This is a genomic window from Rhizobacter sp. P3_B12 (assembly GCF_056402895.1).
The window spans coordinates 1-9,923 of the sequence record NZ_JBFUGN010000135.1; the positions used below are offsets into that span (position 1 = coordinate 1).

Below are 9,923 nucleotides of genomic sequence, written 5' to 3' on the forward strand. Positions count from 1 at the left end.
GCGCATGGCAGCGGCGCACCAGTTCGGCGAACGCCGCACACGCGGCGGGGCCGGCGTTGATCAGGCCGCCGCCGCCGTAGAACACCGGCCGGCGCGCCTCGCGCAGCGCGTCGACCGCGCGACGCAGCGACGCGCCCGGGCGTGCCGGCCGCGGCTCGGCCTTCCATGCGCTCGCGTGCACCGGCACCTGCGGCGCGAGCTGCACATCCTTCGGGAGGTCCAGCAGCACCGGCCCGGGCCGCCCGCTGGTGGCCACCCTCAGCGCCTTGCGCAGCAGCGGGACCAGCTGCGCGGCGCTGCGCACCTGCGCGTTCCACTTCGTCACCGGCCGCGAGATGCCGAGCGCGTCGCACTCCTGGAACGCATCGGTGCCGATCGAGGTCGTCGCGACCTGCCCGCTGATGCACAGCACCGGCACCGAGTCGCACAGCGCATCGAGCAGCCCGGTCGTCGTGTTGCTCATGCCGGGCCCCGAGGTCACGAACACCACGCCGATGCGGCCGCTGCTGCGCGCATACCCCTGCGCGGCGTGCACCGCCGCCTGCTCGTGCCGCACCAGCACATGGTGCAGCCGCGGCTCGCGGTGCAGCGCGTCGTACAGCGGCAGCACCGCGCCACCGGGGTAGCCGAACACGGTGTCGATGCCGTGCGCGAGCAGCGTCGCGACCAGCAGGTCGGCACCGTCGGGGATGTGGGCGGGGCTCTGCGCGGGTTGCAGGCAGGCGAGGGCGAGGGGCGCATTCATGCCCGGAAGTTTCTCGTGCGACGCGCAGCAAAGGCTGCTGAAAGTTCGGCGGGTTACGATGCCAGCGGCAAATCCTCCTGCATCCTCAAGAGGTCACAGCATGCAGCTCGACAAGTTCGACATCGCCATCCTGGAAGCGCTGCAGCGCGACGCCCGCATCAGCATGGGCGAGCTCGGCACGCAGGTCGGGCTGACCAGCTCGCCGTGCTGGAGCCGCATCAAGCGGCTGGAGCAGGCCGGCGTGATCGAGGGCTACTCGGTGCGCGTGAACGCGGCCGAGGTCGGGCTGCCCGACACGGTGATCGTGCAGGTCACGCTGGACAGCCACTCCGACGAGGCGCTGTTCGAGTTCGGCCGCGCGCTGGAGGCGATCCCCGAGGTGCTGGAGGCCTTCCTGGTGTCGGGCGACTACGACTACTACGTGCGCATCGCCGTCAGCGACACGCGCGACTACGAACGGCTGCTGCGCGAGCGGCTCTACAAGATCCCGGGGATCCGGCACAGCAAGTCGAGCTTCGTGCTGCGGCAGCTGAAGCAGAGCCTGCTGCCGCTGCGACGCTGAAGAGCCCGTTCGGGCTGAGCTTGTCGACGCCCTGGTTCGATGCGAACAGGCCCTTCGACAGGCTCAGGGCGAACGGAATGGTCAGCCGCTCTTGCGTTTCTGCCACGCGATCAGCTCGCCGACGAAGCCGCGCCGGAACGCGATCACGCACACGACGAAGATCACGCCGATGATCACCGTGACCCACGAGCCGACGCGGTCGGCCAGGTAGTCCTGCAGCCCGATGATCGTGAACGCACCCAGCACCGGCCCGGCGAAGGTGCCCATGCCGCCGAGCAGCGTCATCAGGATCACCTCGCCCGACAGCGACCAGTGCACGTCCGACAGCGTCGCGAAGCCGAGCACGAAGGTCTTCATCGCACCGGCCAGCCCGGCGATGCCGGTCGACAGCACGAAGGCCAGCAGCTTGTAGCGGTCGACGTCGTAGCCGAGCGAGATCGCGCGCGGCTCGTTCTCGCGGATCGCCTTCAGCACCTGGCCGTATGGCGAATGCACGATGCGCAGGATCAGCAGGAACACCGCGACGAACACCGCCAGCACGAAGAAGTACATCGCCAGGTCGTCGGCCATCGGGATCAGGCCGAACAGCTTGCCGCGCGGCACGCCCTGCAGGCCGTCTTCGCCGCCGGTGAACGGCGCCTGCAGGCAGACGAAATAGATCATCTGCGCCATCGCGAGCGTGATCATCGCGAAGTAGATGCCCTGGCGGCGGATCGCGATCAGGCCCACCACCAGCCCGAGCGCCGCGGCCACCAGCGTGCCGGCGATGATGCCGAGCTCGGGCGTCCAGCCGGCGCTGCGCACCAGCCAGCCGGTGATGTAGGCCGCCGAGCCCATGAAGGCCGCATGCCCGAACGACAGCAGCCCGGTGAAGCCCAGCAGCAGGTTGAAGGCGCACGCGAAGATCGCGAAGCACAGCGCCTTCATCATGAACACCGGGTAGATGCCGATGAAGGGCGCGGCCACCAGCAGCGCCAGCAGCGCGCCCCAGGCGATCAGCGACTTGCGCTGGAAGGCGTCGTTCTTGTTCGGTGTGGACACCACGCTCACTTCTCCTTGCCGAACAGCCCGGCCGGCCGGATCACCAGCACGATGGCCATGATCACGAACACCACGATGTTCGAGGCCTCGGGGTAGAACACCTTGGTCAGCCCCTCGACCAGGCCGAGCATCAGCCCGGTCAGGATCGAGCCGAGGATGGACCCCATGCCGCCGATCACGACCACCGCGAACACGACGATGATCAGGTTGCTGCCCATCAGCGGCGTGACCTGGATCACCGGCGCAGCCAGCACGCCGGCCAGCGCCGCCAGTGCCGCCCCGCCGGCGTAGGTGAGCATCACCATGCGCGGCACGTTGATGCCGAAGGCCTGCACCAGCGCCGGGTTCTCGGTGCCGGCGCGCAGCGTGGCGCCGAGCCGCGTCTTCTCGATCAGGAACCAGGTGCCCAGGCACACCGTGAGCGACGCGACGACGACCCACGCGCGGTAGTTCGGCAGCACCATGAAGCCGAGGTTGGTCGCGCCCTGCAGCGCGTCGGGCACGTTGACCTGCTGGCCGGAGACGCCGAACTGGTCGCGGAACACGCCCTCGGCGATCAGCGCGAGGCCGAAGGTCAGCAGCAGGCCGTACAGCGGGTCGAGCTTGTACAGGTGCTTGAGCAAGGTCCTCTCGATCACGACGCCGAGCGCCCCGACGATCACCGGCGCCAGCACCAGCGCGCCCCAGTAGCCGAGGCCCCAGCGCTCGATCGAGAACCAGGCCACATAGGCGCCGATCATGTAGAGCGCGCCATGGGCGAAGTTGACGATGCCCAGCAGGCCGAAGATCACCGCCAGGCCCAGGCTCAGCATCGCGTAGAACGAGCCGTTGACCAGGCCGAGCAGCAACTGGCCGGCGAAGGCCTGCAGGGGGATGCCGAAGATTTCGGTCATGGGGTCACATCACTTCCAGGAAGCGCACTTGCTCTCGGCCTTGGTCGTGAACGCCGCATCGCCCTTGATCGTCTCGACCACGTTGTAGTAGTCCCACGGCTCGGTCGACTTGTCCGGCGTCTTGACCTGCATCAGGTACATGTCGTGCACCATGCGGCCGTCCTCGCGCACCGTGCCGTTCTTCGCGAACATGTCGTTGACCTTGGCCTTGTGCAGCTGCGCGAGCACCTTGTCGCCATCGTCGGTGCCGGTCGCCTTGACGGCCGCCAGGTAGTTCGCGGTCACCGAGTAGTCGGCCGCCTGCAGCGACGACGGCATGCGCTTGACCTTCTCGAAGAACTTGCGGCTCCAGGCGCGCGTCTCGGCATCCTTGTTCCAGTACCAGCTGTCGGTCAGGTACATGCCCTGCGTCGTCTTCAGGCCCAGCGAGTGGATGTCGTTGATGAACACCAGCAGCCCGGCGAGCTTCATCGTCTTCGTGACGCCGAACTCGTTGGCCGCCTTGATCGCGTTGATGGTGTCGCCGCCGGCATTCGCGAGGCCCAGGATCTGCGCCTTGCTCGACTGCGCCTGCAGCAGGAACGACGAGAAGTCGCTGGCCGACAGCGGGTGCTTGACCTGGCCGGTGACCGAGCCGCCGGCCGCCTTCACGACATTGGTGGTGTCGTTCTGCAGCGCCTGGCCGAACGCATAGTCGGCCGTCAGGAAGTACCAGCTCTTGCCGCCGGCACGCACCACGGCGCCGCCGGTGCCCTTGGCCAGCGCCATCGTGTCGTAGGCCCAGTGGATGGTGTACGGGCTGCACTGCTCGTTGGTCAGCGCCGAGCTGCCGGCGCCCACCGCGATGAACGGCTTCTTCTTCTCGAGCGCCACCTTGGACATCGCGAGGCTGGTGCCGGAGTTGGTGCCGCCGATCAGCATGTCGACGCCCTGCGTGTCGAACCACTCGCGGGCCTTGGCGGCGGCCACGTCGGCCTTGTTCTGGTGATCGGCGACGACCAGCTCGATCTTCTTGCCGTTGATCGCGCCGCCCGCATCGGCGATCGCCATCCTGATGGCCTCGACGCCGGCCGGGCCGTCGATGTCGGAGTACAGCCCCGACATATCGGTGATGAAGCCGATGCGGATCACGTCGCCGGAGACCTGCGCGTGGGCAGGGGCGAGGGCGGCGGTGGCGGCGAGCGAGCAGGCGGCGGCGATGTGGCTCAGTTTCATGGAGGTCTCCTTGTGGGGTGGATCTTCGGAATCAGGATTGAAAGGATCAGGCTTGAGAGAGTCAGACGCCCAGGTACTCGTGGAGCTGGGTCAGGCGGTCAGGCAGCTGGGCCTGGGTGAACTCTTGAATGATCTGGCCGTGCTCCATCACGAGGAAGCGGTCGGCCAGCGGCGCGGCGAAGCGGAAGTTCTGCTCCACCATCACGATCGTGTAGCCCTGGCGGCGCAGCAGCACCACCATCTCGGCCAGCTTCTGCACGATGACCGGGGCCAGGCCCTCGGAGATCTCGTCGAGCAGCAGCAGCTTGGCTCCGGTGCGCAGGATGCGCGCGACGGCCAGCATCTGCTGCTCGCCGCCCGACAGCCGTGTGCCCTGGCTGCCGGCGCGCTCCTTCAGGTTCGGGAACATCGCGTAGATTTCGTCGATCGCCATGCCGCCGTCGGCCAGCTTCGGCGGCAGCAGCAGGTTCTCCTCGGCCGACAGGCTCGAGAAGATGCCGCGCTCCTCCGGGYAGTAGCCGATGCCGAGCCGCGCGATGCGGTGCGTGGGCATCGCGATGGCCTCCTGGCCGCGGATGCGGATCGAGCCCTTGCGGCTGCCGGTCAGCCCCATGATGGCGCGCAGCGTGCTGGTGCGGCCGGCGCCGTTGCGCCCGAGCAGCGTCACCACTTCGCCTTCGTCGACGTGGAAGTCCACGCCGTGCAGCACATGCGATTCGCCGTACCAGGCCTGCAGCCCGCGGACTTCGAGAAATCGATCGGCCATGTCAGTGCGCGCCCTGCAGTTCGACGTTGGCGGTGCCCATGTAGGCCTCGACGACCGCCGGGTTCTTCGAGACCTCGGCGTACGGCCCCTCGGCCAGCGTCGCGCCGCGTTGCAGCACCGTGATGGTGTCGGCGATGCTCGAGACCACGCTCATGTTGTGCTCCACCATCAGGATGGTGCGGTTCGCCGACACCTTCTTGATCAGCTGGCGGATGCGGTCGACGTCCTCCAGCCCCATGCCCTGGGTCGGCTCGTCGAGCAGCATCAGCTCGGGCTCCATCGCGAGCGTGGTCGCGATCTCGAGCGCGCGCTTGCGGCCGTAGCTCAGCTCGACGGTCGGCGTGTCGGCATAGCCGGCGAGGTCGACCTCGGCCAGCAGCGCGCGGGCGCGGTCGTTCAGCCCATGCAGCGAGCGCTCCGATTTCCAGAAGTGGAACGAGGTGCCGAGCTTGCGCTGCAGCGCGACGCGCACGTTCTCGAGCACGCTCAGGTGCGGGAACACCGCCGAGATCTGGAACGAGCGGATCACGCCGCGCCGCGCGATCTGCGCCGGCTTCTCGCGCGTGATGTCGGCGCCGTTGAAGAGGATCTGCCCGCGCGTGGGCGTCAGGAACTTGGTCAGCAGGTTGAAGCAGGTCGTCTTGCCGGCGCCGTTCGGGCCGATCAGCGCATGGATGTGGCCGCGCCGGACCTTCAGGTCGACCTGGTTCACCGCGACGAAGCCCTTGAACTCCTTCGTCAGCGCGCGGGTCTCGAGGATGGTGTCTGTGGTGCTCATGGCTGTCGACCTCATGGATTCGCTTCGTGCGGCACGGCCATGCTGCCGCCCAGGCGCTGCGTCAGCTCGCGCGCGACGCGCATCACGGTCTCGCTCTGCTGCGCGGCGACCTGCGGGTCGAGCATCGCCTTCTGCAGGYACACGCCGACGCCGGCGACCGCCTGGCCCGACGCGTCGAACACCGGCGCGCCGAAGCAGTACACGCCCTCGCGCACGCTCTCGTCGTCGGTGCTGTAGCCGCGGCGGCGGATCGCGGCCAGCTCGTCGAGCAGCGCGCCGCGCTCGATCGGCGCGCGGTTCATGAAGCCCGGCAGCCGATCCTGCGGAAAGTGGCCGAGCAGCCGGGCCTCGTCCAGCCACGCGAGCATCGCCTTGCCGGTGGCCGCGCGGTGCGCCGGCAGGCGCATGCCGACGGTGAACGCGAGGCCGAGCGGGCGCACGCCGTTGCGGGCGGCGACGTAGACCACGTCGGCGCCATCGAGCACCGACAGGATCACCGTCTCGGACGGCGCCGCACCGGCCTCGGCCCACAGCGCGGTGAATTCCTGCGCCGGGCTGGTGTGGGCGACGAACGCATGCGCCAGGCCCATCACGCGCGGGCCGATGAAGAAGCAGCCGTCGTCCTCGCGGCGCAGGTAGCCCAGCGCGCTCAGCGTGTTGCACAGCCCGTGCACGCTGCTCTTCGGCAGGCCGAGGCTGGCCGACAGCCGCGCCAGGCTCATCGCCTCGCGCTGCTGCGCCAGCAGGTCCAGCAACGCGGCGGCCCGCGTGACGGCCGGCACCAGGGCCGGCTTGGTCGCGGGAGCGCGGGGATGTCGGGCTTCTTGCAGCATGCGTTGGACAGCGACGCGGCGCAGTGGATGGAGGGGGCTCCGGGGGACTCCGAGGAGAGATACCGTTCAATGGGTTGAACCTGGATCGACCCATCGAACAGCCGGCGCAGTCTAAGAGGGGTCTTTGCGCCGGTGAATGCCGCCGTGGCCGGTTCGCGGGAAAGTCCGCACAGGGTTTGCGCGGGGCTGCTCGCTGCATTTTTTTGAATGGTTGCGACAAGCCGGGTGAACTTCGTCACCTTGACCTGCTCTTAAAGTCGCACTTCACACCCGCAGCTCCGCCTGCCCAAGTGCTTCAAACTGTTTCAAGGTCTTCCATGCGCGCTCCGCCTTCACGCTACGACGCCGTTGCCATCAGCTTCCACTGGCTGCTGGGGCTGGCCATCGTCGCCACGTTCTGCGTCGGGCTGTACATGAGCGGCCTGCCGTTCTCGCCGCAGCGTCTGAAGCTCTTCAACTGGCACAAGTGGTCCGGCGTGACGATCCTCGCGCTGTCGGCGCTGCGCCTGCTGTGGCGCCTGACGCACCGCCCGCCGGCCGACCTGCCGGCACCGGCCTGGCAGCAGCGCGCCTCGCACTGGACGCACGGGCTGCTGTACGGGCTGTTCTTCGCGGTACCGCTGGCCGGCTGGGCGTACAGCTCGGCGGCCGGCTTCCCGATCGTCGTGTTCGGGCTGCTGCCGCTGCCGGATTTCGTGCCGGCCGACAAGGCGCTGGCCGAGACCGCCAAGCAAGTCCATGCGCTGCTCGCCTACGGCCTGGCCGCGCTGGTGCTGCTGCACATCGCCGCGGCACTGAAGCACCAGATCATCGACCGCGACGGCCTGCTCGCCCGCATGCTGCCCGGCGGTTCGCGCTGACCCCTCACTTTCACCGGGAGACCTTCGAATGAAAACCTACCTCACCGTCGCCAGCTTCGCCCTCGCTGCCGCGTTCGCCTTCCCTGCCTGCGCCCAGGCGCAGCAGAAGGTGGTGCCGGCGCAGAGCGAGATCGCCTTCACCAGCAAGCAGATGGGCGTGCCGGTCGACGGCAAGTTCCGCAAGTTCGACGCGCAGGTCGCGTTCGACCCGAAGAAGCCCGAGGCCGCGAAGATCGGCTTCACGATCGACCTGGCGAGCGTCTCGCTCGGCACCGCCGAGACCGAGACCGAAGTCGCCAAGCCGGACTGGTTCAACACCAAGTCGTTCCCGCAGGCCACCTTCCAGTCGACCACGGTCAAGGCCACCGGCCCGGGCAAGTTCGACGTGGCCGGCAAGCTGGCGATCAAGGGCGCGAGCCACGACGTGGTGGTGCCGGTGGTGCTGGCGCAGGCCGGCGGCAACACCACCGCGACCGGCAGCTTCGTGATCAAGCGCCTCGATTTCAAGATCGGCGACGGCGACTGGAAGGACACCTCGATGGTAGCCAACGACGTCACCGTCAAGTTCAAGCTCGCGCTGACCGGCGTGGGCGCCCTCTGATTCACCCCGTTCCCCTTCTGCTGTACTTCACCCACCTCACCAGGACCTCTCCCATGCTGACCAAGACCCTCCTCGCCGCCGCCGCCCTCGCCGCTGCCGGCCTCGCCCACGCCGAAGCCGCGACCTACGCGGTCGACCCGACCCACACCTTCGTGACCTTCGAGGCGAAGCACTTCAACACCAGCACGCTGCGCGGCCGCTTCGACAAGAAGGAAGGCACCGTCTCGTTCGACAAGGCCGGCAAGAGCGGCCGTGCCGAGGTGACCTTCGACATGACCTCGGTCAGCACCGGYGTGCCGGCGCTCGACACACACCTGAAGGGCAAGGACTTCTTCAACGCCGCCGAGGCCCCGACCGCCAAGTTCGTCGGCGACAAGTTCGCCTTCGACGGCGCCGGCAAGGTGACCTCGGTCGCCGGCACGCTGACGATGAACGGCAAGACCCAGCCGGTCACGCTGACGGCCGCGAACTTCAACTGCTACGACAACCCGATGCTCAAGCGCGAGGTCTGCGGCGGCGACTTCGAGACGACGATCCAGCGCAGCCAGTGGGGCGTCAGCTACGGCCTGCAGTACGGCCTGCCGGACAACATCCGCCTGCTGATCCAGATCGAAGCCGTCAAGCAGTAAACGCGACGAAGGAGAACCGGCGCGGCCTGTTCAGGCGGCGCCGGCCTCGAGCCGGAACACCGACATCGCGCCGGCCAGCCGCTGCGCCTGCGCGCTGAGGCTGCCCGCCGCGGCGGCCGATTCCTCGACCAGCGCGGCATTCTGCTGCGTGACGCCGTCGAGCTGCTGCACCGCATCGTTGACCTGGCCGACGCCTTGCGTCTGCTGGTGCGAGGCACCGCTGATCTCGCGGATCAGCGACGACACCTGCGCGAACTGGCGCACCACGCGCTGCATCGTCGTGCCGGCCTCGTCGGCCAGGCGGTGCCCTTGCTCGATGCGCTGCGTGCTCTCGGCAACCAGGCCGCGGATCTGCCGCGCCGCCTCGGCGCAGCGTTGCGACAGCGACCGCACCTCGCTGGCCACCACCGAGAAGCCGCGGCCGTGCTCGCCCGATCGAGCCGCCTCGACCGCCGCATTCAGCGCGAGGATGTTGGTCTGCAGCGCGATGCCGTCGATCACGCCGACGATGGTGCCGATGCGCTCGGCCGCCTGCCCGATCTCGTTCATCGTCGCGACCACCTGGGTGACCACCGTGCCGCCGTGATCGGCCACCTGCGAGGCCTCGGCGGCCGCGCTGTCGGCGAGCCGCGCGCTTTCGGCATTTCCGCGCACGCTGGTGTCGATCTGGTGCAGCGCGGCCGCGGTCTGCTGCAGGTTGGCGGCCTGCTGCTCGGTGCGGTCCGACAGATCCATGTTGCCCTGCGCGATCTGCGCGCTCGCCGTGGCGATGCCGTCGGCCCCTTCGCGCACCTCGCCGACCACGCGCCGCAGGCCGGCCTGCATGTCGACCAGCGCGCGCAGCACGTCGGCCGCTTCGTCGCGCCCGCTGACGCGGATCTCGCTGCACAGGTCGCCGGTGGCGATGCGCGCGGCCGCGCCGCTCGCCTGCTGCAGCGGCCGCGCCACGTCGCGCTGCAGGCGCCACCACACCAGCGCGAACAGTGCGGCGCTGGTGAGC

Annotated in this window: 12 protein-coding genes; 4 read left to right on the forward strand and 8 right to left on the reverse strand. The window is 68.8% G+C overall.

What is annotated here, in order from left to right; translation table 11 throughout:
- Positions 1 to 745: thiamine pyrophosphate-binding protein (locus tag AC1D01_RS10070; protein ID WP_477865900.1), on the reverse strand; the 745-nt coding region annotated here is incomplete at its 3' end.
- A gap of 100 nt (positions 746 to 845) precedes the next feature.
- Here AC1D01_RS10070 and AC1D01_RS10075 point away from each other — a divergent pair.
- Positions 846 to 1,307 carry an Lrp/AsnC family transcriptional regulator gene (locus tag AC1D01_RS10075; protein ID WP_047510836.1) on the forward strand — a complete coding sequence of 154 codons (462 nt, stop codon included), beginning with the start codon at positions 846 to 848 and terminating at the stop codon, positions 1,305 to 1,307.
- A gap of 81 nt (positions 1,308 to 1,388) precedes the next feature.
- Here the strand turns inward: AC1D01_RS10075 and AC1D01_RS10080 are convergent, their stop codons facing one another.
- From AC1D01_RS10080 to AC1D01_RS10105, 6 genes are all read right to left on the reverse strand, one after another.
- Positions 1,389 to 2,306, reverse strand: a complete 918-nt coding sequence (locus tag AC1D01_RS10080; RefSeq protein WP_465110801.1) for a branched-chain amino acid ABC transporter permease — start codon at positions 2,304 to 2,306, stop codon at positions 1,389 to 1,391.
- A 47-nt stretch (positions 2,307 to 2,353) separates the two neighbouring features.
- Complete coding sequence (locus AC1D01_RS10085; RefSeq protein WP_477865901.1) at positions 2,354 to 3,241, reverse strand: branched-chain amino acid ABC transporter permease; 888 nt, start codon at positions 3,239 to 3,241, stop codon at positions 2,354 to 2,356.
- Between the two features lie 9 nt (positions 3,242 to 3,250).
- On the reverse strand, positions 3,251 to 4,456 hold the full coding sequence (locus tag AC1D01_RS10090; RefSeq protein WP_477865902.1) for an ABC transporter substrate-binding protein: 1,206 nt from the start codon (positions 4,454 to 4,456) through the stop codon (positions 3,251 to 3,253).
- A 61-nt stretch (positions 4,457 to 4,517) separates the two neighbouring features.
- Positions 4,518 to 5,222 (reverse strand): ABC transporter ATP-binding protein, encoded by a 705-nt coding sequence (locus AC1D01_RS10095; protein WP_477865903.1) that lies wholly within the window; start codon positions 5,220 to 5,222, stop codon positions 4,518 to 4,520.
- Between the two features lies 1 nt (position 5,223).
- Entirely contained in the window at positions 5,224 to 6,000 is a 777-nt protein-coding gene (locus AC1D01_RS10100) for an ABC transporter ATP-binding protein (RefSeq protein WP_477865904.1), read from the reverse strand.
- An 11-nt stretch (positions 6,001 to 6,011) separates the two neighbouring features.
- Positions 6,012 to 6,833: an IclR family transcriptional regulator gene (locus AC1D01_RS10105; protein ID WP_477865905.1), complete on the reverse strand. Its 822-nt coding sequence runs from the start codon at positions 6,831 to 6,833 to the stop codon at positions 6,012 to 6,014.
- Between the two features lie 317 nt (positions 6,834 to 7,150).
- On the opposite strand from AC1D01_RS10105, the gene AC1D01_RS10110 reads away from it, so the two are divergent.
- From AC1D01_RS10110 to AC1D01_RS10120, 3 genes are read left to right on the forward strand one after another with little or no spacing between them, the layout of a single operon-like run.
- Entirely contained in the window at positions 7,151 to 7,693 is a 543-nt protein-coding gene (locus AC1D01_RS10110) for a cytochrome b (RefSeq protein WP_477865906.1), read from the forward strand.
- 28 nt (positions 7,694 to 7,721) lie between these two features.
- Complete coding sequence (locus AC1D01_RS10115) at positions 7,722 to 8,294, forward strand: YceI family protein (RefSeq protein ID WP_477865907.1); 573 nt, start codon at positions 7,722 to 7,724, stop codon at positions 8,292 to 8,294.
- A gap of 53 nt (positions 8,295 to 8,347) precedes the next feature.
- Positions 8,348 to 8,923 carry a YceI family protein gene (locus AC1D01_RS10120; protein WP_047510848.1) on the forward strand — a complete coding sequence of 192 codons (576 nt, stop codon included), beginning with the start codon at positions 8,348 to 8,350 and terminating at the stop codon, positions 8,921 to 8,923.
- A gap of 30 nt (positions 8,924 to 8,953) precedes the next feature.
- On the opposite strand, the gene AC1D01_RS10125 is transcribed toward AC1D01_RS10120, so the two are convergent.
- A partial coding sequence (locus AC1D01_RS10125) for a methyl-accepting chemotaxis protein (RefSeq protein WP_477865908.1) occupies positions 8,954 to 9,923 on the reverse strand: 970 nt, incomplete at its 5' end.

Excerpts from the sequence above, each read along its gene's own strand:
- AC1D01_RS10075 (WP_047510836.1), top strand. The coding sequence starts at position 846 with ATGCAGCTCGACAAGTTCGACATCGCCATCCTGGAAGCGCTGCAGCGC.
- AC1D01_RS10085 (WP_477865901.1), bottom strand. The coding sequence starts at position 3,241 with ATGACCGAAATCTTCGGCATCCCCCTGCAGGCCTTCGCCGGCCAGTTG.
- AC1D01_RS10090 (WP_477865902.1), bottom strand. The coding sequence starts at position 4,456 with ATGAAACTGAGCCACATCGCCGCCGCCTGCTCGCTCGCCGCCACCGCC.
- AC1D01_RS10100 (WP_477865904.1), bottom strand. The coding sequence starts at position 6,000 with ATGAGCACCACAGACACCATCCTCGAGACCCGCGCGCTGACGAAGGAG.
- AC1D01_RS10110 (WP_477865906.1), top strand. The coding sequence starts at position 7,151 with ATGCGCGCTCCGCCTTCACGCTACGACGCCGTTGCCATCAGCTTCCAC.
- AC1D01_RS10115 (WP_477865907.1), top strand. The coding sequence starts at position 7,722 with ATGAAAACCTACCTCACCGTCGCCAGCTTCGCCCTCGCTGCCGCGTTC.